Raw genomic sequence first — 26,537 nt, forward strand, 5'->3', positions numbered from 1 at the left:
GTGCATTGAGATCGCATTTCACATAAACATCGCAGTGATGTTTATTTGATGTTCACCCGTGGTTGCAAAGGAGACCAACATGCAAGTCAAACCGCTCATCAAGGACAATACCTTCCTCAGGCACTTCTGGCACCCGGTGGCCACTGTCCAAGAACTGGAGCAATCCAGCGCTGACGGCCTGGGGCCGATGGCAGTGCGGCTGCTCAACGAGAACTTGGTGGTCGCAAACCTCAATGGCGAATACGTGGCCATGCGCGATCGCTGCCCGCACCGCTCGGCCAAGCTGTCCGATGGCAGCGTGCACGGGGCCGAGATCCAGTGTCCTTACCACGGATGGCGTTATGGCGCCGACGGCGCTTGCAAGCACATCCCGGCTCTTCCGGAAGGCCCCATTCCCAGCAAAGCGAAGGTCGAGAAGTTCGCATGCCAGGAGAAGTACGGTTTGCTGTGGGTCCGCCTCGACTGCTCGTTCGACTGCACAGAAATCCCGCATTTCAGCGTGGCGGGTGACACCAAGTTCAAGACCATCGTCCACGAGCCCTACTGGTGGAAAACTTCCGCCGCACGCCGGTGGGAAAACTTCACCGACTTTTCCCACTTCGCGTTCGTGCACCCGAAGACGCTGTTCGATCCGAACGCGGCTCAGCCTCCGCTGGTGCCAATGGATCGGGTGAACGGTCAGTTCCGCTTCGTGTACGACACGCCACGCGGCATGGACGTCGCCAAGATCTCCGTCATCGGCAAGTTCTCGTACACGTGCAGCATGCCGTTCGCCATCAACCTGTCGTCCGAAAAGTACAGCGATGGCACGACCAGCGTGCTGTTCAACGTTTCTTGTCCCGTGTCCGACACGGAAACGAAGAACTTCCTGCTCTTCGCTCGCGAGAAGCATGACGACTCCGATTGGCCGCACATTGCCTTCAACAACCTGGTGTTCGATGAAGACCAGCCGGTCATCGAAGGCGAGTCGCCTCAGTACATCCCGGACGACGAAGTTTCCGTCGTGACCGACAAGGTCTCAACGCAGTACCGAAAGTGGCTGCGGGAACTGGAAACCGCAGCACTCGAGGGCAAGGAGGCTTTCAAGAGGGCTCTGCATACCCGGGTCATCGAAAGCGATCGGACCTACGACTAACGACGTTTATCAAGTCGAGGATGGGCTCTCGCATTTGCCTCTAGCAAGAGAGCTCGGCTGGTCTTGATCTCCGGCAGCCGCCTCCGAGCGGCGGCTGCTATTTCGCATCGAACCGGAGAACCACTTATGTCTTTGCTCAAACATGCGCTTGTCGCTATCTCGCTGGTCGCTGCAAACATGGCAGTCGTTGCGGCGGAACCGCTGAAGATCACCTTTGTCTACAGTGCGCCCATCGGCGATGGTGGCTGGAACTTCGCGCATGAGAAGGCGCGCCGTGAGGTCCAAGCCAAGTTCGGCGACAAGATCAAGACCAACTACCTCGAGGGCGTTGCAGACGGGGCGGACTCGGAACGAGTGATGCGGGACGTGATTGTCCAAGGCAGCAGCATGGTGGTCGGCACGAGCTTCGGCTACATGGGCCCGATGCTCAAACTGTCCAATGATTTCAAGAACGTGAAGTTCGAGCACGTGTCCGGGTACAAGACCTCCCCGAACATGCGCACGTTCAACAGTCGGATCTATGAGGGCTATTACCTCGCTGGCGTGGTTGCCGCGAGCATGACGAAGACCAACGTGTTGGGCTTCGTTGGTGCAGTGCCCATTCCGGAAGTATTCCGCAACCTCAACAGCTTCACGCTGGGGGCTCAGTCGGTCAATCCGAAGATCACCACCAAGGTGGTGTGGATCAACGAATGGTTCAATCCGCCCAAAGAGACTGAGGCGGCCAACTCGCTCATCAATGCCGGCGCCGATGTTCTGATGCAGAACACGGCGTCGTCCGCCGTCCCGCAAGCGGCGGAAGCGCGCGGCAAACGGGGCTTCGGCGTCTACTCGGACATGAAATCGTATGCGCCGAAGGCCATGCTGGGGTCCGCAATCATCAACTGGACGCCGTACTACACCCAAGCGATCGAAGACCTGCTCAATGGGACGTGGAAAAACACTTCGAGTCTTTGGGGCGTCAAGCAAAACTCCATAGACCTCGTTTCGGTCCCGGACGACGTGCCGGCATCTGCGAAGCAAAAGCTGGAAGAGGTGAAGGACGGTCTGCGCAAGGGTACCTTCGCCATTTGGAAGGGCCCTATCGTCGACCAGGCCGGCAAGGAAAGGGTGGCATCCAACGTCGAGGCGACCGATCAGTTCCTGGAGCGCATTGACTTTTACGTCAAGGGCGTGGAGGGCAACCTCCCATCGTCGGCGAAGTAGGACGAGTCGAACCCATCGGCGTTCACGCATGAAAACCAAAGCAGCAGTGGCCTGGAAGGCGGGTTCGCCGTTGACGGTCCAGACGGTTGACCTCGAAGGGCCCCGCTTCGGGGAGGTGCTGGTGGAGGTGAAGGCCACCGGTATCTGCCACACCGACTACTACACCCTGTCGGGGGCCGACCCGGAAGGCATTTTCCCCGCCATCCTGGGGCATGAAGGCGCGGGCATTGTCGTGGACGTCGGGCCTGGGGTGACGAGCCTCAAGAAGGGTGACCACGTCATCCCGCTCTACACGCCGGAGTGCCGGCAGTGCAAGTTCTGCCTGTCCCGCAAGACCAACCTGTGCCAGCAGATCCGCAGCACCCAGGGCCGTGGCCTGATGCCTGACGGCAGCAGCCGCTTCTCCGTGGAAGGCCAGCCGATCTTTCACTACATGGGCACCTCCACCTTCAGCAACTACACCGTCGCGCCGGAGATTGCCCTGGCCAAGATCCGCGAGGACGCGCCTTTCGACAAGGTGTGCTACATCGGCTGCGGCGTGACCACCGGGCTGGGGGCGGTGCTCTTCACGGCGCAGGTCGAAGCCGGTGCCAATGTCGTTGTCTTCGGCCTCGGGGGCATCGGCCTGAACGTGATCCAGGGCGCCAGGATGGTGGGCGCCAACAAGATCATCGGCGTGGACCTCAACCCGGCTCGCGAAGCCATGGCACGCCAGTTCGGCATGACGCACTTCGTCAACCCCAAGGACCACGACAACATCGTCGATGCGATCGTGCAGCTCACCGACGGGGGCGCCGACTACAGCTTCGAGTGCATCGGTAACACCAAGGTCATGCGCCAGGCGCTGGAGTGCACGCACAAGGGCTGGGGCCGCAGCATCATCATCGGCGTGGCCGAGGCCGGGGCGGAGATCTCCACGCGGCCCTTCCAGTTGGTCACGGGGCGCAAGTGGGAAGGCTCGGCCTTCGGCGGCGCGCGCGGCCGCACCGACGTGCCCAAGATCGTGGACTGGTACATGGAAGGCAAGATCGACATCGACAGCCTCATCACCCACAAGCTGCCGCTGGAGCGCATCAACGAGGGCTTCGACCTCATGAAGCGCGGAGAGTCCATCCGCGCCGTCGTGGAGTACTGATGAAGCAGCCGGAAGTCCTGAGCCAGCACCGGTGTTTCGGCGGCAGGCAGATCTACTACCAGCATGAGTCAAGCGCGATCGGCCTGCCGATGCGCTTCTCGGTTTACTTGCCTCCTGCCGCCGAGTACGCCAACGTGCCGGCCGTCCTTTTCCTGGCGGGTCTCACCTGCAACGAGACCACGTTCATGATCAAGGCCGGGGCCCAGCGCCTTGCCGCAGAGCTGGGCTTGGCGCTCATTGCGCCCGACACCAGCCCACGCAATGCCGCTGTGCCGGGAGAAGCCGATCACTGGGACTTCGGCATTGGCGCAGGGTTCTATGTCGATGCGCAGCAAGTGCCCTGGTCTCGCCACTACCGGATGGAGAGCTGGATCCTGGAACTGCTGCAGGTGGCCACGGCGTCGTTACCAGTGGACAGCAAGCGCATCGGTATCAGCGGTCATTCAATGGGTGGGCACGGTGCGCTCGTCCTGGCCCTACGCCACCCTGGTGTCTTCCGCAGTCTCTCGGCGTTCGCTCCCATTGCGAATCCCACCCAGTGTGCCTGGGGCGAAAAGGCATTCAGCGGCTATCTTGGCAGCGACCGAGCGGTGTGGAGTGAGCACGACGCCAGCGAACTGATGCACCGCCAGGCCAAGGTTCCCTACCCAGCAGGCATCTTGGTCGATCAAGGCACGGACGACGAGTTCTTGCAGGCGCAACTGCACCCGAATGCGCTCGTGGCTGCGTGCGAGGCTGTCGGTCAGCCCATCCAGATGCGCTGGCAGGAAGGATATGACCACGGTTATTTCTTTATCCAAAGCTTCATTGGCGATCATTTGAACTTCCACGCGAAGCAATTGCGCGCCGACTAGAAAGAGAGCGCCGTGCAATGGATGTGCCCAAGTACGAGAGTACAAAGGGCGCACTCAAGGGCCGCGCCGGCGTTCGCTGAGAGGCTCTGCCGTCATCTGCATCGTCTTGGTAAATGTTGGACGACTGCAAACGAGAGCCGGGCGCATCCATTGCCTTTCTTCCCTGCGGCGAAAGAATCTTCCATCTAGGCCGCTACACGATATCCTAAAGACCAGCCGCAGCGGTTGCGGACCAAGGTTTGCCCCTCGGTTTTGAAACGCGGCTTTCAACTGCTCAGAGCGCCCGCGGTGGTGAGTAGGCTTCAGTTTCAATTGACATGGAAAATCTTGCCCTCGACTGGGTCAACCTGCTGCTGCGCTGGTCCCACGTGATCACCGCAATTGCATGGGTCGGTTCCTCATTTTATTTTGTTTTTCTCGATTCCAGCCTTACCAGGCCGGCCGATGTCCGATTAATGAGTGAAGGCGTCACTGGTGAACTGTGGGCCGTTCACGGCGGTGGTTTCTACCACCCTGTGAAATATGCGGTATCTCCTCCCCGGTTGCCGTCCCGCCTGCACTGGTTCTTCTGGGAAAGCTATTCCACTTGGTTAACGGGCTTCGCCCTGTTCACCGTGTCCTACCTTTGGCATGCGGGAACGTACCTCATTGACAAGTCGTTGATGGATTGGTCTCCCAATGGGGCGATCCTGGGTGCCCTGTCATTTCTGGTGGTGTTCTGGGTCCTCTACAACACGATCTGTCGACTGTTCGGCGAGCGAAAGCATGGAGACGCGGTGGTCGGGGGGCTTGTGGCTATCCTCGTCGTGATCGCCTCTTGGCTTGCCTGCCACTGGTTCGCAGGTCGTGCCGCCTTCTTGCTCGTAGGTGCAATGCTGGCAACGGCTATGAGTGCCAACGTGTTTTTCTGGATCATTCCAGGGCAGAAGAAGGTGGTGGCGGCCATTCGGGAAGGGAAGCCTGTTGATCCCGTTCATGGCAAACGCGGCAAACAACGCAGCGTGCACAACACATACTTCACGCTCCCGGTGCTGTTTGCCATGCTGTCCAATCATTACAGTTTCCTGTGGAACCATCCGCAAAACTGGTTGGTCTTGGTGCTGATGATGTTCGGCGGGGCGGCCATTCGGCAGTTCTTCGTCGCGCGGCATGGCTGGCAACTCGGCCGCAACCGGAACCCGCTCCCGTACGCGTTGATCGGATCGCTGACCATTTTCGCGGTGGCCACTTGGGTCGTGTCGGCGGCGACCGCAGAGAACCATGCTGCCGCCTCACCACCAAGCATGCAGCAGCAGGTTAGCTTCAGTGCAGTACGCCAAGTGTTGGATCAGCGCTGCGGCCAATGCCATGGTGCTCAACTGCAGATGAAGAATATCCGGCTCGACTCTCCTGAAGCGATCAAGCAGCACGCGTCATCGATCTATCAGCAAGCCGTGATCAATCGTGCCATGCCGATGAACAACGCCACCAAGATGACGGATGGCGAACGCGCACTCCTCGGACAGTGGTTCCAGGCCGGCGCCCCGAGTCAATGAAGTCCAGGGGAATGGCGAATCAGCTCTCCTGCGCTTGCAAGCGGTCCATCTGCGTTCACGAAGATCAACTGCGGCATTCAGTACCAAGTGTGTAGCCCAAGATACCTGACCACGCAGTGCTGTACCGCTACATCAACGTTGACAGAACCCTGTCCAGGGCTAGCCCTTCTCTGGAACGCAGATGTGAGATTCACTATCAAGCATATCAACGCGGCAGATCATGCATAAAAGACAGTGGCCTGTCTGTTGGCAAGCGCAGGTGGCCAGACCCGTCCTGGACATCGCCGGTCTGATAGATATAAACCGTGCTCTCCAAAACGCCAGCTCATGCCTGTGGCCACATCCGACGGGGTAACACGCTGGGTTATCGAGCTGGCATCTGAAACCTTGAGAGATTATTGCCAGCAAACAGTACGGTCACCCAACAACGCACGCTTCCAAGTTGACACAGCTCGCTATGAACGGCGGCGATGCTCACACATTTGCAGCGTGCATCGGATTGATATGCCATAGGCGGTATTCCCATGGAACTCAGCCACAACCCTGGTGGGCACCGCCATCGCGTCATTCCAGTTCTTCGTTGGAAGTGAAAGAAAACCGTTCGGGCTTGCCTGTTGGAGCGCTCGGAGCGAACGGTGATCTTTCACGTTCAACTTGAACTTGGAATCAGACAGATCGGCGCAGCACTACCGGCTTGCCTCCCAAGGTGCGCTTGGTTATCCAGGCCGCTAACGCTGAATCGAGGTAGTCGGCATGGCCCGGAAACCAGTTGAACAGCTCCATCGCAAGGTCCTGCACCACGTCCAGCTTGATCCGGCCTTCAGCGTAGCCGGCACGGACTTCACGCACCGACTTAAGCACCGCAGCGTGTTCCTCAATGTGACAGTCACGCGGCGGAAAATCGGTGCTCAGCATCCACGTCTCCTCCTGTTCAAAGTGCGATACCGCGTGAGCTTCGAACGCCTCGAGCGCTTCCAGCGCGTGCGCCTCATCGCAAGTCAGCAGCCGAAACGCGACAGCATAGAACTCCTCATGCGTGTCATCCATTGGCTTGAAGCCGAGCAGGCGTGCATCAGACCAAACCAAACTATTGTCACTGTGACGGCGCGGCGCTTCGCCGTCGCGGGCATGAAGGTGGGACATGGTGCGTGAAAAATCAAAAGACAGAAGGCAATTATCCGCTAGCGGTGGCCTCCACAACCGAAAAAGCCCTGTCTCACCTGAGTATTCATGCGGGGCTGATCGGGGGCGGGTGAAGTCTGAGCAGGCGCTAGTTGAGCGAAAACGATGCAGTTTTCAATCACCATTGATTCGGCTCTCCAGCGAACGGAAGCTGCGCGGGCACCTGCGTGTAGAAAGGCCACAAGCGATTGGCTGGGCTCAGAAGAGCCAACACGGGCCCGTGCGTGGCGAAGCAAACGGTACCCTTGGAGCAGATGCTGCCTGCAGCGCGCCGTTGTTGTGAGTGTTGCGGAGGGGGGTGATTACAGTCGGCGTGATGTAAACGAAACGTAGGCGATGGCCGCAGGGAAATACGTTACTCAGGATCGTGCGTGCTGCGTGGGCCATAGCACGCAAAGCAGCGCGATCACGATCATGCCTATGCCGGCCCATTGCCAGTAGGTGACTCCCTCATCCAGCAACAGCATTCCTGACATCAAACCAACGACCGGGATTCCCAAACTGAATGGCGCAATTCTGTTGGCTCCGTATCGCTTGACCAGCGCTGTCCACAAGTTGTTCCCAACCACCATCCCCGACCATCCAAGATACGCCGCGGCAGCCCATGCCTGCCAAGGTGCTTCAAGCCATCGCCAGCGCATCGCGGGGGGGTCTAGCAACAAGCTCAACAATACGAACGGCACGATAGGTACTGTGCTGCACCATACAATAAATGACAGAGAATCGAAATCCGGAGACTCCTTTTGTGCCATTTTAACGATGATATTGGATATTGCCCACATGGCGGCAGCTCCCAAGCACAGAGAAAAGCCTATCACAGTGCCTGTCGCGGCCAAGTCCGCCTGAGGCACCGCATAGTTGAAGACAAAGCACCCTAGCGCAAGTGCGGCGAACACCATGCCGCTCCAAAGGCGCCTGCTAGGCCGTTCATTTAAAAAGACCGCGCTGAAAAGCGCAGTAAAAAATACTTGACTCTGCAATAGCACTGATGTTAGCGCGGCCGTCATGCCGAAGCGTAGTGAAAAGAACACGCATCCAAACTGGAACAGTCCCTGAAATAGTCCGAAAAGGACCACCCACTTCCAGTGAAGCCGAGGCGGACGAACAACAAGAATTAAGGGGATCATGCCAAACAGATAACGCGCTGCACCCAACTGAAAAGGAGTGAAGTTCTGCAAAACAAGCTTCATCACCACAAAGCTTGTTCCCCAGATCACAACAATTAGGCCGGCAGCCGCGATGTCTTGGTCACGCATGCGATATGGTTGCATAGGCAATTAAATATTCGACGTCGATCTGACATGTTTTTAGGCCGTCTGGCCTTGACGCGATCGTCTTTGAGACTGCAGGCGTAAGTTGGCTCAGTGCCTTTTTGCCGGTTAACATCTCACATCGAATCAAGGCTTGAACAAAGACCTGGCCCCGTTGTCTGTCAGGTTCACCCAGCCCCATGATCGCAGCCCACGAGGGTGTCATCTGCGCGTTAAGCACTCACGAAGCTGAAGCACGCACGGACAGCGACCTTGAGCTTGATCAGAGTTAATCGGGGCGAATACGGCGCACAGCCTGTCGTGATTGCAAGCGCATCCACAATACTCGACTGCTGAAGTTTGATTGAGCGCCGATTTCGGCTGTGGGCGATGAAGAATGACCGTGTTTGCGACGATATTGCTGCCGAACTGTTGTTAAACTTGAATTTGTTGACGAGTAGAAAAATTCGACTTGAATACGAGGAAGTCAAGCACATGCCATGGAACGAGAAACGGTTGCCAGTGGTGTGTCCAGATTTAAATCCGGCACAGCAAGCATACGCGTATGCATCAGTCGGCATTGCGTTTAGAGCTCATCATGATGATATCAATTTACGGCAGATTGGTGTGCTCCAGCAGTAGAACATGAACGTTATAAGGGCCGTGATTTCGTTGTCCTCGATGTCCGGCTCGTCGTTGGGGGAATTAATGCGCGCGAGCAGGGAAGGGCGATGTCGCGTTCTCCGAATATCTGCTTGGTGGGCTTGCACTTGGTCTTCGCGCTGAGCGGCACCGCAAAACCCGGAGCGGCTTGGCGTTGCGCCCGCTCAGCGACGTGGACGTCAAATCAAGGGTGTGCGTCAGTACCGGATCATCGTAGCGCCTCCGGCAGGTCCTGAACCCCGGCTCGACTTGTTCAGGCATCGGTGTGTCCGATATCTTCTGCTCGCCCTAGTCCGGTCAGAGACAACCGGCAAGCGCTGTCAACCATCGGTGCCACGATAGCTTGATCGACAGAATCAGTCTCGTACACCCGCAGGATGAAGCACAGTGGGTCCGATGGGCTCCGCCCTGGAAATGCGGCTGCGTCCATCGGAGCAAGGCAAAGCCTCGTATAACCACCGCGGCACTGACCCAAGCAAATAATTTCGCTCAGTGGCCTATGCTGGCCAATCACGTACCAGTCGCTGCCGGGTGGTTTGGATTGCCTTGAGTTTCGCGTGATGGGAGCCTGCCGGCACGGTCGACCTCGTGCGGCACCGAGCAGCGCGTGTGCTCAGCCTCTGCCGCCATCGTTGACACGCGCCGTACAGTCCCCCGGCGGGCCGGGTGTGAAACGCCGCGTTCATGCCAGCCTTGCAACCGCTGCTTGCACGGCATCAATTGCATCCAGCACCGCTTCGGCCGTTGCCGGTGCGCGCAGTGGCGGATCAACCCGATGGTTCCCCACAGCAGACACGGCGTCCCGGATGGCCAAGAACACCGAGAACGGCAGTAGTAGCGGCGGCTCGCCCACCGCCTTGGAGCGGTGAATACTATCGGAAGTGTTGTGGTTGTCGAACAGTTGCACGTTGAGCACCGGCGGACAGTCGTTCGCCGTTGGAATCTTGTAAGTGCTGGGTGCGTGCGTCATCAACCGGCCGGTATTTGGATGCCACACCAGTTCCTCCGTGGTCAGCCAGCCCATTCCCTGGATGAAGGCACCCTCGACCTGCCCAATGTCCAGTGCTGGGTTCAGCGAGCGGCCAACGTCGTGAAGCACGTCGGCACGCAGTAGCTTGGACTCGCCTGTCAGCGAGTCCACCACCACTTCACTCAGTGCCGCGCCATACGCATAGTAGAAGAAGGGGTTCCCTTGCATCGTATCCGGATTCCAGTTCAGACCCGGGGTGGCGTAGAAGCCGTCAGACCACAGCTGCAAGCGCGCCATGTACGCACCTTTCACCAGTGTGGCGAAGGGAAGGCGCTGGTCGGCCACCAGTACCTCGTCGTCGGCAAAGCGCACTTGGTCGGCCGCGGTGCCGTGCAACGCCGCCGCGTGCTCGGCCAAGCGCTGGCGAATCTTGCGCGCCGCATTCTGAGCCGCTTTACCGTTGAGGTCGCTTCCGGTGGATGCCGCGGTGGCAGAGGTATTGGCGATCTTGGACGTGTCGGTAGCGCTCACACGCACTCGCTCCAGGCGCACGCCCAGTTCGTGTGCCACCACCTGCGCTACCTTGGTGTTGAGTCCCTGGCCCATTTCAGTGCCGCCGTGGTTTACCAACACGGAGCCGTCTTGGTAAACATGCACCAGCGCGCCGGCTTGGTTCAGGTGCACCACGTTAAAGGAGATGCCGAATTTCACTGGCGTCAGTGCCAAGCCACGTTTGAGCACCGGGCTGGTCAAGTTGAATGCGTCGATGTCGGCGCGGCGCTTGGCGTAGTCACTGCGCTGAACCAGTTCGTCGACCAAGCGGTGGATCACGTTATCGCGTACCGTCTGGCCGTAAGGCGTGACGTTGCGATCGCCCTGTCCATAGAAGTTGGCGCGCCGCACGGCCAGTGGGTCCTTGCCCAGATGGCGGGCAACCGAGTCCATGATGTACTCGATTGCAAATGCCCCTTGCGGACCGCCGAAGCCACGGAATGCAGTGTTGCTCTGCGTATTGGTGCGTGCGCTGTAGCCATGCATCTCCACGTTCGGCAACCAGTAGGCGTTGTCGAAATGGCACAGTGCCCGCGTCATCACCGCGGCCGACAGGTCGGCCGAGTAACCTGCGCGTGAAACCATGTCAATGCGTGCACCCAGGATTCGGCCGTCGTCGTCGAAGCCCACTTCGTAGTCGTACACGAAGCAGTGACGCCGGCCTGTGACCATGAAATCGTCGTCGCGGTCAGGGCGCAACTTCACTGGGCGGCGCAGTTTGCGAGCGCACACGGCTGCAATGCATGCAAAGATCGCCGACTGCGATTCCTTGCCGCCAAAGGCTCCGCCCATGCGTCGGCACTCTACCTGCACGTGGTGCGCCTGCAGGTCCAGTGCATGCGCTACCAGCAACTGCATTTCGCTGGGATGCTGGGTCGAGCAATACACCTTGAACCCGCCGTCCTCAGTCGGGAGGGCATAGGAGATTTGCCCTTCCAAGTAGAACTGCTCCTGGCCGCCTAATCGAGCCGTGCCCTGGAGCCGGTGGGGCGCCTGAGCCAAGCCCTGGGTGGCGTCACCTCGCAGGAGGTGCTTGGGAGGCATCACATACTGGCCGGCAGCGTGCGCGGCTTCCGGCGTCAGCAGCGGCGGCAGTTCCTCAACCCGCACCACCTGCTTGGCCAGGGCCGCGGCCCGGCGAGCCGACTCGCGGTCTGTCGCCACTACAGCAAACACCGGCTGGCCCAGCGAGTGCAGCACACCATCGGCCAGTATCGGATCGTCATGCACCACCGGACCGCAGTTGTTTTCGCCGGGAATATCGGCTGCGGTGATCACTGCCACCACATTCGGCTGAGAGCGCAACACAGCCACGTCGATGTCAAGCAGACGGCCGTGCGCCACCGGCGACAAGCCCAGGGCCGCATGCAGCGTGCCGGCCACCTCCGGCAGGTCATCGGTGTATGGCGCTGTGCCGCTGACATGCAGGTGCGCCGATTCGTGTGGAATGCTCCAGTGCACCACCCCGGCAGCTATAGGCGGCGCGTCGCAGATTTCGGCGGGCAGGTCAATCACGCGGTTCACAGCGGGCTCCTTTGGGCATCCTCGGACATCGGTCGTGCCACGCGCTGGTGTGACATCACACTCCACACGGTGGTTTCCTTCGAAGACAGGGGCTGATCGCACCGGGTCTCCAGCCAGAAGCGCCACAGCAGGTTCTGCGCACTGCGCATGCGGTACGCGGCGCTGGCGCGCATGTCAGTCAGTGGCTGGAAGTCCTGCGTCAACGCCTGCATTGCTTCACGCAGGTTCGCGTCAGACCATGGCCGTCCGAGCACCGATGCCTCAGCGCAAGCGGCGCGGCGCACGGTGGCGGCCATGCCGCCAAAAGCGAAGCGCACCTGCTCAACCCGACCCTCGTGCAGCCTTACCGACAATCCCGCGCACACTGCAGAGATATCAGAGTCAAAGCGCTTGGACAGTTTGTAGCACCGGTACTGCACATCGGGCAGTGGCAGTGGCACGTCGATCGTCTCAACAAATTCGCCGATCTCCAGCGCATTCTTCATGTAGTCGAGGTAGAACTCTTCCAGCAGCATCCCGCGACGGCGCTCGCCCTTGCGCAACACGAGCCGTGTATCCAGCGCCATCAAGGCTGGGGCCCCATCTCCAATGGGTGAGCCGTTGGCCAGGTTGCCACCGAGCGTGCCGGCATGTCGCACCGGCGGCGAAGCAAACCGCATCCACAGCTGCTCCAAGTTGGGCACGGCCGACGCCAAAGCAGACCACGCGTCTTCCAACGTCACCGCCGCTCCAATGCGCATGAGCGGCCTCCCCGCGTCGTCGGTCACGCGCTCGATGCGGCGTAGCTCGGCCACTTGTCCGACGTGGATCAAATCACCAATGTCACGCAACTGCTTGTTGACCCATAAGCCGATGTCGGTGCTGCCGGCCAGCAGGCGTGCATCTGGGTACTTCTCACGCAGTGCCGCCAACGTGGCTACATCGCGTGGTGCCCAATAACGGTCCCGCCGCGTCTGGCCGTTGATGTCGACGCTGCGCCCAGGCGCCTCGTAGGCAAAGGCCGGTCCGTGCGCATCGGAGCGGGACTGCAGGTCGCGCAACGCCGCCTCGATGGGCTTGGTCTCTAGGCGTGCCGGCAAAAACTGGAACATCCGCTGCCCGGCATCAAGGATTGGCCGGTAGCCGGTGCAGCGGCATAGGTTGCCAGCGAGGTCGTCAGCCAGTTGCTGGCGCGTGGGCCGTGTGCCAGCCTCGCAGTGGCGCTCGTAGGTCGACGTCAGCGTCACCGCGATGCCCGGCGTACAAAAACCGCATTGCGAACCGTGGCATTCCACCAACGCCTGCTGCACCGGGTGCAGCGCACCGCCAGCAATGCTACGCAGACCCTCCACCGTCAGCAGTGCCTTGCCATCAAGCGTGGGCAGAAACTGGATGCAAGCGTTTACCGGCCGAATCACCAGGTCGCCTACCCGTGTACCACCGGTGGAATCCGCCGTGTCCGTTGTGCCTGCCGTACCAGCCAGCTCGGCCACGAGGACCGTGCAGGCACCGCAGTCGCCCTCTGCACAACCTTCCTTGGTTCCAGTGCAGTGCACATCGTCGCGAAGCCACTGCAGAACCGTCTGTGTGGTCGGCATGTCATTGACGTTGACCGTCTCGCCACGATCGAAATGGAAAAACCGAATAGGCCGTGTATTCATGGTGGAAGTGTTGCCGTAGGTGGTTGAAAGCTAACCGACCTTCATCGCTTTTGACATACCAGCAAGCGTATAGCAAACATAAGCAAAAACGTATGCTCTTTGAGAGTACATGCTGTACTCGACGCAGTGTTTCGTACGCATTTCAACGAGGGCGGCGTTCGCGATAGATAGATGATTTAGCAACTTATATGCAAAAAAGAGGCTACTGACAGGACGAAGCAACGTCAGTACTTACGTGACAGCCGTGCTTGCGTTGCGCTACTCACATGAATCTTCGCCTGCTGATCCATAGATGAAAACCAGTGATTCATTTATGGAACGTCAACGGTGCATCGCACCTGATAAGGTGCATGTTTGATTGCTCAAGACCGTCGACAAAGGCATGCAGCGAGGCCTTGTGACAGCGTGGGCTTGAACTTTCATGACTGCTAGCGTCGAGTTCCTGTCTCACCGGTCCAGACAGGGTGTCCAGCGTGTCGCCATGGCGGCTCATGGCGGACGCGGGTAAGTCTGAAGGGCATACCGTTGACGAACTCGATGAAGTTTCACTGGGCTTGCAGCGCTGTTGGCGGAGGCGCTCGTTGGCGCGTTGAGTGTTGCCGACTCCATGAAACGCGAGGTGTTTGCCGGGCCCAGATCACGAGCAAGCTTGGAACTTGACGAAAAACTCGAGGGTGAGGTCGAAATCTCGCAGGATGAGGAGAAGCAGGTTGAAAGCGACAGGCAGGCACCGCGAAGGTTGGAGCCGGGTGCCAAACCAGTGAAGCAACTGCTTTAAAAGTCCAGCCAACGCCAAAGACGCTTGTGTTGTCATTGAGAAGTTGTGATGTCTACTTTAATGCCCGTTCCTGGAGACTTGCATGTTCAACGGATAAGGAGTGCTGTACAGAGCGGAAACGGGATCGCCGGCGTCACTGAACTGGTTGCAAACTCGTGGATGCGTTGCATCAAAGATCACGGATTGGACCCCACGCGTACGCCGCGCCCTTCGGTGTACAGGGGTAGTGAGCTGGCGGCACGCCGTGCGCGAATGGCTGATGTCATTGAGTGTGCGCGTCACGAGATGTCGACGCTGTTCCAGCAACTCGCTGATCCATACTCCTCGGTCGTATTGACGGACACCAGCGGTGTGATCCTGCACATGGTGTCCTCGGACGAGTTCGAGCGCGAGCTCAGGCCGGTCGGTTTCCACGTGGGCGCAGTCTGGAGCGAGTCCGAGGTTGGAACAAATGGCATGGGTACCTGCCTGGCTGCGGCACGACCAGTCTCGGTCAGGCAGGACGAGCATTTTTTCACCGAGCTGACCTCGCTCACCTGCTCTGCAGTTCCGGTTCTTGACTCATCAAACCGGATGACAGCCGTACTTGACGTCACGAGTCGTTCGAACCTGATGCAGCAACATGTATTGGTGCTGCTTGACATGACCGCTCGCATGATCGAGAACCGGCTGCTGGAGCGGGTATTCCACAATACTTGCCTGGTTCATTTCCACAGTCGTCCGGAGTTCGTGAGCACTCTTCATGAGGGCAGACTTGCCGTGGCGCCAGACGGGGTCGTGCTGGCTGCGAACCGAAGCGCGCTGTTTCAGTTGGGTATCAAATCACTTGCCGATCTCGATGAGCGTCGCCTTGACCTCATCTTCGAAACCTCGTTGGATGACATCGTGCAACGCAGTGTTGCATCGTCCTTCCGTCCGGTGGCCACATACCGCGTGAGCGGCGCGCATCGATTTTTTGCGGTGGCGCGCCTTCCTGCAGGCGATGAGGTCCCGACTCATAAACGCCGTCCACCCGAGCCCCGTGCGCTCAGGATCACAAGTCATACGTCAGTAGGCAGTGATAGCACCCTCACCGAGCACCTTGGCATCGCGCGCCGCGTTATCGCGCGCAAAACGCCGATCCTGCTTCGTGGCGAAACAGGCTCTGGCAAGGAGGTTTTCGCCCGTGCCGTGCATGAAAGCAGTAGGCATGCTGATGGACCCTTTGTCGCCGTGAACTGTGCCAGTCTCCCCGAGCACCTGATCGAGGCCGAGCTCTTCGGATACCGTGCCGGTGCCTTCACGGGGGCACAACGCACAGGCCGGCGGGGCAAGGTCCTGCAGGCCAACGGCGGCACGCTCTTTCTCGATGAAATCGGTGATATGCCGCTGGATTTACAAGCCCGGTTGCTGCGCGTGCTCGATGAGCGGCAGGTTACCCCGCTGGGCAGCGAAGAAGCGCACTCGGTCGAATTCCAGTTGATGAGCGCCAGCCACCGAAATCTGCCGAGCTTGATTGCAGAAGGCCGTTTCCGCGAAGACCTCTATTATCGCCTCAACGGCATTGAGCTTCGTTTGCCGCCTTTGCGCGAGCGGTCGGATCGGACGGAGCTCATCGCAAAGATATTGCAGGAGGAGAGCGACGGAGCGTCTACATTGGACGCCGAGGCCGAGCATTTGCTGATGCGGTATGCCTGGCCCGGTAACGTCAGGCAGCTTCGACACGTATTGCGTACTGCAGTCGCCCTTTCCGATGGGCAAACCGTCGGGCGCCGGCACCTGCCGTCCATTGCATGCGATCAATCAGATGCATCGCTGCCAGAGCCGACCGGGAATCCACAATCAGCTTCGACATCGAGCGAGGCTGAACTGGCCTTGGCCTCGACCTCCAGCGCCACGCCCAGCGGGCTCAACCTGATCCAGGCGGCTGAACGTCAGACTCTGTGGGGCCTACTGGAGCAAAGCCGGTGGAACGTCAGCAATGTGGCAAAAGCACTGGGAGTCAGCAGAAACACGTTGTACCGAAAGCTGCACAAGCTCCAGATCCCTGTATCGCAACGAAGCTGAGCGCAAGGGGCACATTGGCGCTCAAGCAGCCTTTGCTGATGCAGGCGCCTTGGTGAACGCTGTTATGTGCGGCCTCAGCAATGTGGGCAGCTTGACGGCTGCAAGCAGCTGACACGTCATGCAGGCGATGAGGGTCGACGCAGACGATGTACCTCACACCTGCTCGTTCATCTGCACCAATAATTGTCAAATCAACTCACCGCACTTGGGGCGTCCCGGCGGAGTCGGCGTCGCACTGACTTTCTTGAAACTTGCGACTCGCCGCTCAAGTACCTGTGGACCAAAATCTCTGTACTCTAGTGAAAAATCCAAGCCGCGTCAGCTACGGTCGTTGCGTGCTGATCTTCGTCGCCTGCACCCCAAGGCAATAGGTGCCATGCTAAAAATCAATCTGCAGCAATCGTCTTTTTCGCATGGCATCGAGTGGGTCGCCTTGGGATATTTCGTCCAAGGTGGAAGGCATGACGGCGACGCATTGAAGATCGACAGCAATGAACCGCAGTAGTATGACGACACCCGGTTCGGGATCCGCCCCAACCGCGCAGTGGTGCACGGCGACGTGGGCGACAGGGCAGCTGCCGGCATGTCTGAACGTCAGTTCTCAGTGCAAGGCTCATTGTCAACAGCGACGCAGCAACGCGCTTTGGAGACAGACTGCGGTGTGGCAGCGTGACTGTGTTTATCAGCGAGGATGGCTTGTGCGGCCTGCGGATAGCAACCGGGCCGAACGCTGTGTTCCAGGCACTTTTCCCCTCATACAGGCATGGACCAAGCGCGCGGCACCCTGATGACAGTAGGAATTGGGCTTGCATCAGCATCCACATTCACTGCGTCTGCGAGTGGGACCGGCATGGCCTGGAAGTTCACCGCGCGGGCCTGGCTACACTGGAAACTGCATTGCGTCGTTGCTTCAGCGCCTAGTCAAGCGCTTCGTTGACGAATTTGGTTTCAGCGGGCAGGGTGAATTGCTGATGCCTGTGGACTGAGGACAACCCACACGTTTTCCAACTCCGGGCGCTCGTGAGCGCTCCGATCACCACCATGACGATTCAAGACTACTATTTTCGCGCCGGCGAGGCGACTGTTCTTGCCCGCGAAGGGCAGTTCACCGATGCCATGCCGGAGATCCTCATTGGCTGTACCGATGGTCCGGTGGGGCTGGCCTTTGCCAACATGATGGCGCAGACCAAGGGGCACACAGCCATGTTTGCCATTCGCGCCTGCAACCAGATGGTGCGGCCGGTCACGATGCTGGTCCCCAAGGTAACGCTCAAGGACAGCACCAATATCGAGTTGTTCGGCGGTGTGGTTCAGAGTGCCACGGCCGATGCCGTAGTCGACTGCCTGATCGAGGGCATCATTCCTCAATCCGAAGCGAACCACCTGTGCATCATCAGCTTGGTGTGGATTGATCCACGGTGTGCCGCTGATCCGCGGTTAGACAAGAAAGACATGTACCGAACCAACTATGAGGCTACCAAGCTCGCCATCAAACGTGCGCTGTTGAACCAGCCCAGCGTTGAAGAGTTGATAGCCAAACGGCACTCTGTCAAACATGACATGGACGATTGGAGTTGATCTGATCCAAACGCTGCACCACCAGCCACGAATGTCGTGTTGCTGCTGGACGACTGTAGTGTCAAATCGCATAAAACGACAAGTCTCCCATGCAACAGATTTGCATTAAAAGAGTGCGGTGGCAGCTATATCTCGGTAGGTGCAGTTGGGGTAGCTGCCGAGGTCCGCATGCGGTGATGGAAACCGAACGAGGATACCAGCCAGAATCCGTTGCTTTCCGGCGATGATGTTGAGTCGTTCGGTGCCTCGCCTTGAGCTATCCCGTCAACATTGCGGGCGGCGACATAACGGACGGCCACGGGAGCCGCTGCCTTGAAGCCTCGCTTTGTCGGTAGCGGTCAGAAAGCGCGGTTTATCGGCGGTGACGAGGCGCTTTTCGGGCGCGAGCTTTGGAAGAGACCGCAACCCCTGGCGCTCTGCAGAACGCCAGAGGTTGCGGAACTGGCCATTCAAGCGGTGGATTGCGCAGCCTTCCAGGCGTTGACAACGTGCGCCACCTGAGGCCGGCTGTGCTTGGCGCGAGGACCCAGCAGCTGCCGCCATGCCGCCCACGCATGCAGCCGCTCGAGTCTTCGTGCAGTCCCGTTGCTGCGTGCACGGCTTGGTGTGCAGGCAGTACGACCGCTGCACAGCAGTACTGCGGCCGTGAGTGCTTCGGTCACGCTTGACGTGAGCGTCGCCGCGAGGCGACCCAGCGTTACCAGTGCAGCCCGCGAGGACGGCAGGTCCATGCCGAGCGCTCGCGGCGTTGGCGCGTGCGTCGGCCGGCCACAGCGGCATCCATCACCGAAGCGTCTTGATCGACGACGTCGGCACCGTGACGCACCAGGGTTGATCTTCGGCCCTGATTGACGCTCCGGTGCCTGCGGCTACCGTCACGGTAGCTCTGACGCCTACGCGGCCCTGCCCGTGGCGATACAGTTGTTGCCGGCAGCCGCGTACGCCCTTGCGTGCGCCGTAGTTCCTGTGCCGCGCACTGGGCCTCGACGGCTTTCCCTGATCCAAGCCTCGATGGTGGGAATTGCGGCTCGTTGACCGTGTGCCGGCATACAGCGCCATGCGGCAGCTTGACGTCCACGGCCGCAAAAAGCGCGTCGTCACGGCCATAAAAGTGCGCTTCCTGATCGCCACTCACACCAGTGCGGGGAACATCGAGCTTCTTTTGAAAGCGCTCGCATACGCGTGTAGCTTGAGGGTGGAGCGATATCGGCTCGATGCGCAGTACGAATCCGTACCCGAACTGCCGCAGGAGCAAAAACGCAACCCTCTGCCTTCACAATGGATATCTACGCGCTGCTCGTTTCAGTTCTGAAACTATGCGTTTTAGGCAAGTCCTTCAATCGCAGGCATTCTGGCTGTATGGTTCAGACCAGATTTTTATGGCACTGGCGACATGTGGAATCAATTATTGAAGTAGGTGTTTAGGCAAAGGCGTCGAGCCGGTGTCCAAGTGGCGCACCTACTGACTGAGTTTGCAATAGATTGCGATACCAATCCTTATGCGTTGCTCAGTTGGCAACCGCGGAACAATGCGCAATCTTATCAAGGCAAATTGATTGATGTGTGCCTTTGGCTCCAAGTGGAGGCGGAAGTGTTTCATCAAACTGGATGAGTCATGCATAAAGATGTTTCTGTACGAGGCTGTACAACAGTAGTCTACATTGAGCCGGATCGCACCAATGCGTTGCTGATGAAATATCTGCTGGATTCCAGAGCTGACTACATATTGCATCGTGCAAAAGACGGAAGTAGCGGTCTGGAGCTTTGCCGGCAGGTGAGTCCTGATTTGGTTGTGACTGAAATGCATCTGCCTGACATGGTCGCCTACGATATCTTGCAGGCGCTGAGAGCCGATCCTGCCACGCAAGGTCTGCCCTGCATCGTGTTTTCCGGTGATGCCATGCCGGACCATATCAAGCAAGCGTTGGATAGCGGCTTCGATGACTATTGGGTCAAGCCAATCGATATATGGCGACTTTTACAGAATATTGATGATGTTGCAAGCCGGCGTCATTTGGTGTTGCGCCGGAAGAAAGTTAATTCAAAACCAGAGGTTGTCAGGCTGCAAGAAAGTTTGCTTTGTTTTAATGCGGATGCGGCATTAATGAGCTGTTGACTCCGTCGAGTGGGTGATTGTATTTATTTCGAGCGCCTGTTTTTAATTGTGGAGTTGAAAGGCCCCTTCAATACTTCATCCCGGCAGAGTGAAGATCTCATTCATGGTTGGTACTTCTAAATGTGCCAGCCACAGTTTTAAGGTTGAAAAGTGTAGTTTGCGGGGGCGCGCGACAAAGGCGATGTGTCTCACATTGAATCTTCGCGGCATCGAACGCACTAAAGTGTGCTCTTCATCTGTGCAGGCCGGTGTGGAATAAATTGTTCTGGCACTGTGATACCGATTTTTCCTAGGAGCAATCCACCAACGCTCGGTCGACGCAGTTGCGCTGATGTAGTCGAATACGTCTCAAGGACGCTGAACCTATGGAAGAGAGTTTTGAAGAGTTCTACGCCGTGGCCTTCACGCTGTTGACCTGCAATGGGTATGATATGCTGGTGGCACTAGACGCCTTTGACACGTATGCTCGTAAGAAATTTGAGCGGGAAAATGGCTGGATGCTCGACACGGGCTTCCCACATCAAAAGCACCATATCGAGGAACACACGGCTGTGCTGAGTTCTGTGCAGCAGCTGCGCAGACAGATCACGAGTGGGCAAGTTGGTGTGGATTTGGTGCACGAATTTGCCTCTTGCCTCTTTGCGTGGTTTCCGGAGCATGCCGACAATCTGGATGCGGCTCTGATCGCGTGGATCAACAGTTATCCTCTGTGTGGTGAATCAATGGCGTTGAGTAGGCCGCTTGAAAATGGCCATGGAATCCAGTGATCCGACTTTGTGCTGAGCAGGGATGGTGGGATGTCTGCATAGTGGCACCTTGAATCTGGAGCTGGAGGCCGCTTGGCGGAAGTTGGTGCGGCATAAGTAGTGGTCTGGACTGCACACACCGAGCGGGCTGTTGCTATTGAAGGGCTATCAAAAAGCCTGACCTTCTTTTTCCAACATCCTAAAGGATAAATAGTTGTGCCTGCAAAACGCTGTAAGTTCGTGCTGCCATTGAATTTTTAGGGTGTGCGGCAGTAATTGGAGCTGCCAGAATTCGTCTTATCGGTATTCGATTCTTGGGAGTTTTTGGAGGCCGCTTGATGAGCACCGACGACTTCTTCCGTGCCCGGTTGGAGACCATGATCGACATGCGGCACCCGCTGGCCGTGCTGGCCACGCGCATGCCGTGGAAGGAGATCGAAGCTGCGTTGGCGCCGGTGCTCGCGCACAAGGACCGCGCGGGCCACAGCATCGAAGGCGCAGACCTTTTCGGCCCGACGCTGGCCGTGGCCGGCGCGGGCGTGAGCCATGCCGGGCGGCCGCGGTTGCCCATCCGGCTCATGGTCCCGCTGCTGTACCTCAAGCGCACCTACAACGAGAGCGACGAATCGATCGTGGAGCGCTGGAGCGAGAACGTCGTCTGGCAATTCTTCAGCGGCATGCAGTACTACGAGCCGCGGCTGCCGTGCGACGCCACGCAGATCGGGCGCTTCCGCCGCGTGCTGGGCGAGGCCGGCGTGGAGCAGTTGTTGATGGCGGTCTAAAAGCGCGGTTTTCTGGCGGTGAGGGCGCGCTTTTCGGCGACGACCTTTGAAGTAGCCCGCCACCCTTGCCGCCCTGCAGGGCGGCATGGGTGGCGGAACCAGGCGTTCAAGCTGGGGTCGTGCAGCCCGTGGGCGTTGACAGCGCGCGAGACCTGCGGCCCGCTACGAACGCTGCCATGCCGCCCACGTCCGACTCCGCCCGGTTCTTCCTCTGCGCCCGCTGCCAAGCGCAGGTTCTGGTGTGCCGGCAGTGCGACCGTGGGCAGCAGTACTGCGGCCGCGAGTGCTCCGGTCAAGCTCGACGCGACCGCCGCCGCGAGGCGGCCCAGCGATACCAGGGCAGCCCGCGCGGACGGCAGCTTCACGCCGAGCGCTCGCGGCGCTGGCGCGCGCGCCAGCAGGCTACGGCGTCGCCCATCACCGAAGCCGTCCTGGACGAAGACGCCGGCGCCGTGACGCACCAGGGTGGCTTGGCAGCCCAGGTTGACGGGCCAGCCTCCGCCACGGCGGTGCCGGCCGTTGCGACGCCCCTCCGGTGGCGTTGCAGCTGCTGCCGGCAGCCGCTCACGCCCTACGTGCGCCTGGGATTCCTGCGCCGTCCACGAGGCCGCGATCGCCCTTCCTGAGCCCAGACGCCGGCCGTTGGAGACGTCTACCTCGCTGACCACGTGCTGGCGTGCACCGCCATGCGTTGGCCAGCCGGTGTCGATGGCGATCAAAAAGCACGCCGTGACCGCCAGAAAACCGCGTTTTTAGACCGCCGCCAACACCTGGGCTACCGCGGCGTGGACGCCGCCGTGGCCCCCCCGTGCAGCTCATCCACCGCGGCAAGATCAAGCGCCTGACCAAACTGCAGCGGCGCTGGCTGCGCCGGCGCCAAGCCATCGAGCCGGCCATCGGCCACGCCAAGCACGACTACGGATTGCAGCGCTGCTGGCTCAAGGGCGCCGAGGGGGATGCGCTACACACGGTGCTGTGCGCCGCGGGCTACAACCTGCGCTGGCTGCTGCGCGCCATCGCTCGTCTAGGTATCGCAGCAGTTTTTTTCCCTGCAATTCCTGGCCGCCATATTCGCTGGACGGCGCGCCACCGACCCCAAACCGTCTGCCGCTGTGGCGCCGACCTGGTCGGGCTCGTGAGCATCGTCCGCCCTGGTGCCGAACTATTGCACTACTGCACCAAAACGAATTTCGCAGGCCCGACTAAATAATCCACAGTTGTTCAGGTGACAGGTGCGAGTTTTATCTATCGCCTGCACTATTCTTTAGTCTCGGCCAATTCTTTATCCGCGTCCTAGGGGATGTATTGAAATGGTTTCGATATGCAGGAAATGACCGCAGCGTTGGTACGTCCTGAACCTGTCATCCTGCATCGCCGCTCTGGGACGCATCCAAGCAGCAGGATGCGTTCACCAAATTCGTGAGCGAGGAAGCCAATGCAAGTGGCTCTGGTAGTGCTGGAGTTCCTTTCGTCGACATTGGAGGCGAAGCTGCGCCGGGATCGCAATCCCGGCGCGGCAGCACTTGCGTCGTTCACCCGCGCTGCAGGAAGAAATTCAGAGCACAGCATTGAATAAGAAAAAGCGCAACTCCTTTGATATGAATTCACGCATTTTCGAATCGCCGCTCACCGTAGTTGGATTCCGGTCAGGTCAGATGTCAACCTGAGCCGGTTCGATTCCATGAGGTAACCTGGGTGATGTGATCCGACCTACATTGCCTTCGGGGTCGCAAAACACCACCTGCCAGTGCCCATAGTACGTAGCAAACGGAGCCTTGACGATACGTCCGCCCAGAGAACCCACTCGTCCTGCTATTTCGTCAACTAAGCTGGGTTGTTCTACTACAAAGCTCAACATGGTTGAAATTCCGAAATTTTCCTCATCTGCTCTTTTCCTGTTCCCCAAGTCCAGCAGGTCATACGCTTTCCATCCGTTAAGCCCAAGCTGGATACCTTCGCCTGTAATGACTCGGTAGATGGGTGAAGAGGCTTCCTTGATCTCAGTCCAACCTAGAATGCCCTGATAAAAGTCGAATTGTCTGTCTATGTTGCGACAAAAAACATTGAACAACGGCGTCATTGGTGGTCCTTGCTATCTGCCATGATTGGCAGAAATTCTTCGATAGGTGAGTAATGTCAGAAGCGCTCTGATAAGCGACAGTGGTATGTCTTCTGTAAACGCTGAGGCAGTTCTCCTTCACATCGTTGCGCAGCTATCGCCCGTGCCTGCTTGTGCCGATGCGCACCTGGTTTATTCACATCGCAAGAATGGGCCCGTGAATGTCTTGGTGAGCTGGCCTATGGGTTAATGACGCAACTTGCATCTCCTGATTCAGGATGAAAAATGGCGCAGTCGCGACGAGGCCTTGCTAAACGCCTTTTTTTACGTCAAGGAACTCCAGAGAATTGTTCGTTATCCTTGGAATAGTGGTTGCTGTAATCATGGACGTGACCGGACAAGTTGCGCCTTGTCTCTTACGCATCTATGCACGTCGAGGCGGGAAAGACGGTGGCGATGCTTCACCTGTCTGCAGCAGCACGCCGGCTTGTACGTTCGAGTAGTGCATCATTGTGTCAACCCTTTCCTCCACTTAACAAGCAGATTTAGGAATCGGCTTCTGAGATGACGGTCACCACAGCTCTTCAAGGGCTGCGCGTACCGCGGATTTGAGAGTCACCGAACGCGATTCCCGAACATTTCATCTTCCGGATTTCTTTCGAGCCCCTCTTGCCCAAAGTCGTGCCCGTGGTTTTAGTCGCCAGAGCTTTCCGGCCGAAAGCAGGAAAACCAACTCGGACTGGTTGTCTAGCCGCTCCTAACGCCGGCAGCAAGGGGCTGAAGCAAGTGGAGCAGCGTAAGGGCAAGTTCCTTCACACTCCGTTTGCGTGGCGCAACTTTCAGCAGACGAGAAAAGTTCTTCAGTTGTGTTGAATTTAAACGCCACGGGGCAAGTCGAAAAGGTAGACTCCGAGACGTTGCGTTTCATTTTTGAAACAGCGTTTGGGAAAAAAGACCTATGCAGACTGAGCTTAAGCTGATTGAAGCATTCGCACTGATCATGCGTGCCGGCAGCCTTACTAAAGCAGAAGCGCAGACTGGCGTTTCCAAAGCAACGTTGAGTCGCTTACTTGGCAAGCTTGAAGAAGAGCTGGGCGTGCAGTTGCTGGCTCGGTCCTCCCGAAAAATAACGCCTACCGAGGCAGGCTTGGCGCTCCATGCCCATTGTGAGGCGTTGTTGTCTGACGTCACGGGTCGGTGGGAGGCCGCGCGTCATGAGGTCCAAGAGATGGCCAATGGCAGCAAAGGACGGCTGCGGATTTTAGCTGAGAACCACTTCACGACAACGTTCGTATGCCATGTCTCAAGGCTGTTTCTAGAGAGGTATCCGAATATTCACTGTGAGCTCGACGCCGCTGGGCGAGAAGATTCACCTCGCATTGAAGATGTAGACTGCTATGTCTGTTCGGAACCGCCAGATGCGCCAGACGTTGTAGCGAAGCTGGTTGGGAAATTGACCTACGGCCTGTATGCGAGCCCTTCATATATCGCAAGGAACAGTGCGCCGGTACGGCCAAAGTCGCTAACTGCTCATACCTCCATAGTGCTACGAAAGCCTGAATTTTCAGGTGTGACAATGCTGCATTCTGATCGGTCGTCGCATCCATTCGTGTCTCGGTCGGTTGTCGCGACCAACGACTACTGGGTGATGAAGACGTTCTGCGTCGATGGACTGGGAATCGCCTTGCTGCCCGATTTCTTCGCCAAGCCAGAGGTGAAACTTGGCACCCTAGTGTCTGTATTGCCGGAATGGAAGCCAGAACGAAAGCGAATTTTTTGTGTCTATCAGCGGCAACGTCAGAGGGCGAAAAAAGTTCAGTCATTCATCGAGCTTCTGACTTCCAGCATGGAAGATATTGAACCGATTAACACGTACGTCGCCACCGTCCCTCGAATGTTTTTAAAGTCTTGACGATGTTGCGGATTAATTTGCATCCATGCAAAGCACAAATCTTTTGTTGATCGAAGCAACCAAGGTTGCCGCCTAGTGCAGTGCGGTGGTATTGGTCTGCAGGTGGCCCTCCTCATTGCGTGCGCTTCGCAGCACTTAGTTTTAGCTGCAAACGATCTGGGCTTTGGTGTGATTTCGGTCTTCGGCCGAACGCTCCATTATTGAGACGGCACCAACGAACTTGATGCTGCTTGCCCTCTACCGTGCCCGTTTTTCTAGGGAAGACGGTCTGGAGAAGTTCAAGTTCGTTGATGTCAACTCGATTGCGTGAGGCACGCGGACGCATCCTGGCCGTTTCCAGGTCATGCTGAGGGGACGGGTTGCAGGTGATTTCCTCGCCACACGACGAAGTGCAGGGCTTGCTCGCTGCCGGCCGGCAGCACTTGAAAGGCCGTGGTGCTGGTTGCGTTATGGGGTGATGAACGGGTGGGCGAACCCTGGGATGATAAAGGTGGTCGAGCTTGATGCCGCTTATACCCCCCACGCCTAAATGCGTACCCGTGCCAGACAATACGGTAGGTACTTGGTCACCACGCCACAAAGCTGTCCGTTGATCCGGGCCTTGGCCATACCTGGTGGTTGTAGACCGTTTTCACTTGGTGGACGTCCTCCTGCCCCCGGCCGTTGAGGTCACCAAGACGGACTTGGCGTTGACGCTGACTCCGTGAGCAGCACTTTGCAGAGCCGGGCTGCCATCAGTTCACAGCGCGATTCATTCGCGGGTATGTGAGACCCCTTGTTGTTGGCGGCACATACCGTGCTCGCGGGACAGTTGGCGGTTCAACACGTTGCCTGTCCATTGCGGGTCACACAGTGTTTCTTCAAAGAAGGACAG

17 protein-coding genes and 2 pseudogenes are annotated in these 26,537 nt (G+C 58.3%); 14 read left to right on the plus strand and 5 right to left on the minus strand.

What is annotated here, in order from left to right; genetic code table 11:
* The first annotated feature begins 79 nt into the window (after positions 1 to 79).
* The 5 genes from H537_RS0113400 (at position 80) to H537_RS0113420 (ending at position 5,865) form a co-directional block, all read left to right on the plus strand.
* A complete protein-coding gene (locus tag H537_RS0113400; RefSeq protein ID WP_028998331.1) occupies positions 80 to 1,135 on the plus strand; it encodes a Rieske 2Fe-2S domain-containing protein in 1,056 nt (351 codons plus the stop codon).
* Positions 1,136 to 1,261: 126 nt separating this feature from the next.
* Positions 1,262 to 2,341, plus strand: a complete 1,080-nt coding sequence (locus H537_RS0113405; protein ID WP_084150646.1) for a BMP family ABC transporter substrate-binding protein — start codon at positions 1,262 to 1,264, stop codon at positions 2,339 to 2,341.
* A 28-nt stretch (positions 2,342 to 2,369) separates the two neighbouring features.
* Complete coding sequence (locus H537_RS0113410; protein WP_028998333.1) at positions 2,370 to 3,476, plus strand: S-(hydroxymethyl)glutathione dehydrogenase/class III alcohol dehydrogenase; 1,107 nt, start codon at positions 2,370 to 2,372, stop codon at positions 3,474 to 3,476.
* Positions 3,476 to 4,330, plus strand: a complete 855-nt coding sequence (gene fghA, locus H537_RS0113415) for an S-formylglutathione hydrolase (RefSeq protein ID WP_028998334.1) — start codon at positions 3,476 to 3,478, stop codon at positions 4,328 to 4,330. Before H537_RS0113410 ends, fghA begins: the two co-directional genes overlap by 1 nt.
* A 317-nt stretch (positions 4,331 to 4,647) precedes the next feature.
* Positions 4,648 to 5,865 carry a urate hydroxylase PuuD gene (locus tag H537_RS0113420; protein ID WP_028998335.1) on the plus strand — a complete coding sequence of 406 codons (1,218 nt, stop codon included), beginning with the start codon at positions 4,648 to 4,650 and terminating at the stop codon, positions 5,863 to 5,865.
* Positions 5,866 to 6,531: 666 nt separating this feature from the next.
* Here H537_RS0113420 and H537_RS0113425 read toward each other — a convergent pair.
* Both H537_RS0113425 and H537_RS42830 read right to left on the minus strand, forming a co-directional pair.
* Positions 6,532 to 7,008 carry a bacteriohemerythrin gene (locus tag H537_RS0113425; RefSeq protein ID WP_028998336.1) on the minus strand — a complete coding sequence of 159 codons (477 nt, stop codon included), beginning with the start codon at positions 7,006 to 7,008 and terminating at the stop codon, positions 6,532 to 6,534.
* Positions 7,009 to 7,406: 398 nt separating this feature from the next.
* Positions 7,407 to 8,303: an EamA family transporter gene (locus H537_RS42830; RefSeq protein WP_156901674.1), complete on the minus strand. Its 897-nt coding sequence runs from the start codon at positions 8,301 to 8,303 to the stop codon at positions 7,407 to 7,409.
* 384 nt (positions 8,304 to 8,687) lie between these two features.
* On the opposite strand from H537_RS42830, the gene H537_RS52755 reads away from it, so the two are divergent.
* Positions 8,688 to 8,939 (plus strand): hypothetical protein, encoded by a 252-nt coding sequence (locus tag H537_RS52755; RefSeq protein WP_156901675.1) that lies wholly within the window; start codon positions 8,688 to 8,690, stop codon positions 8,937 to 8,939.
* A gap of 703 nt (positions 8,940 to 9,642) precedes the next feature.
* On the opposite strand, the gene xdhB is transcribed toward H537_RS52755, so the two are convergent.
* A complete protein-coding gene (gene xdhB, locus H537_RS42835) occupies positions 9,643 to 11,976 on the minus strand; it encodes a xanthine dehydrogenase molybdopterin binding subunit (RefSeq protein WP_238446685.1) in 2,334 nt (777 codons plus the stop codon).
* Positions 11,977 to 12,002: 26 nt separating this feature from the next.
* Entirely contained in the window at positions 12,003 to 13,646 is a 1,644-nt protein-coding gene (gene xdhA, locus H537_RS0113435; protein WP_028998337.1) for a xanthine dehydrogenase small subunit, read from the minus strand.
* 826 nt (positions 13,647 to 14,472) lie between these two features.
* Between xdhA and H537_RS0113445 the strand changes: the two genes are divergently transcribed.
* The 7 genes and pseudogenes from H537_RS0113445 to H537_RS57035 form a co-directional block, all read left to right on the plus strand.
* A complete protein-coding gene (locus H537_RS0113445; RefSeq protein WP_028998338.1) occupies positions 14,473 to 16,470 on the plus strand; it encodes a sigma-54-dependent Fis family transcriptional regulator in 1,998 nt (665 codons plus the stop codon).
* A gap of 1,041 nt (positions 16,471 to 17,511) precedes the next feature.
* A complete protein-coding gene (gene fae / locus H537_RS0113450; protein WP_028998339.1) occupies positions 17,512 to 18,048 on the plus strand; it encodes a formaldehyde-activating enzyme in 537 nt (178 codons plus the stop codon).
* Between the two features lie 1,057 nt (positions 18,049 to 19,105).
* Positions 19,106 to 19,360, plus strand: a complete 255-nt coding sequence (locus tag H537_RS52760) for a hypothetical protein (protein ID WP_156901676.1) — start codon at positions 19,106 to 19,108, stop codon at positions 19,358 to 19,360.
* Positions 19,361 to 19,663: 303 nt separating this feature from the next.
* The gene (locus H537_RS51000) at positions 19,664 to 20,164 is read left to right on the plus strand and encodes a response regulator (protein WP_084150647.1); all 501 of its coding nucleotides are present in this window, start codon (positions 19,664 to 19,666) and stop codon (positions 20,162 to 20,164) included.
* Between the two features lie 365 nt (positions 20,165 to 20,529).
* Entirely contained in the window at positions 20,530 to 20,931 is a 402-nt protein-coding gene (locus H537_RS42840) for a bacteriohemerythrin (RefSeq protein ID WP_051242560.1), read from the plus strand.
* 317 nt (positions 20,932 to 21,248) lie between these two features.
* Positions 21,249 to 21,686, plus strand: a pseudogene (locus H537_RS0113460) (transposase); the annotation flags it as partial.
* Between the two features lie 776 nt (positions 21,687 to 22,462).
* Positions 22,463 to 22,902: pseudogene (locus H537_RS57035) on the plus strand (transposase); the annotation flags it as partial.
* A gap of 441 nt (positions 22,903 to 23,343) precedes the next feature.
* On the opposite strand, the gene H537_RS51010 reads toward H537_RS57035, so the two are convergent.
* A complete protein-coding gene (locus H537_RS51010; RefSeq protein ID WP_084150648.1) occupies positions 23,344 to 23,772 on the minus strand; it encodes a VOC family protein in 429 nt (142 codons plus the stop codon).
* 937 nt (positions 23,773 to 24,709) lie between these two features.
* Between H537_RS51010 and H537_RS51015 the strand changes: the two genes are divergently transcribed.
* Entirely contained in the window at positions 24,710 to 25,663 is a 954-nt protein-coding gene (locus H537_RS51015; RefSeq protein WP_084150649.1) for a LysR family transcriptional regulator, read from the plus strand.
* The last annotated feature ends 874 nt before the right edge of the window (positions 25,664 to 26,537 follow it).

Origin of the sequence: Azohydromonas australica DSM 1124 (assembly GCF_000430725.1) — a bacterium.
GTDB lineage: Bacteria > Pseudomonadota > Gammaproteobacteria > Burkholderiales > Burkholderiaceae_C > Azohydromonas > Azohydromonas australica.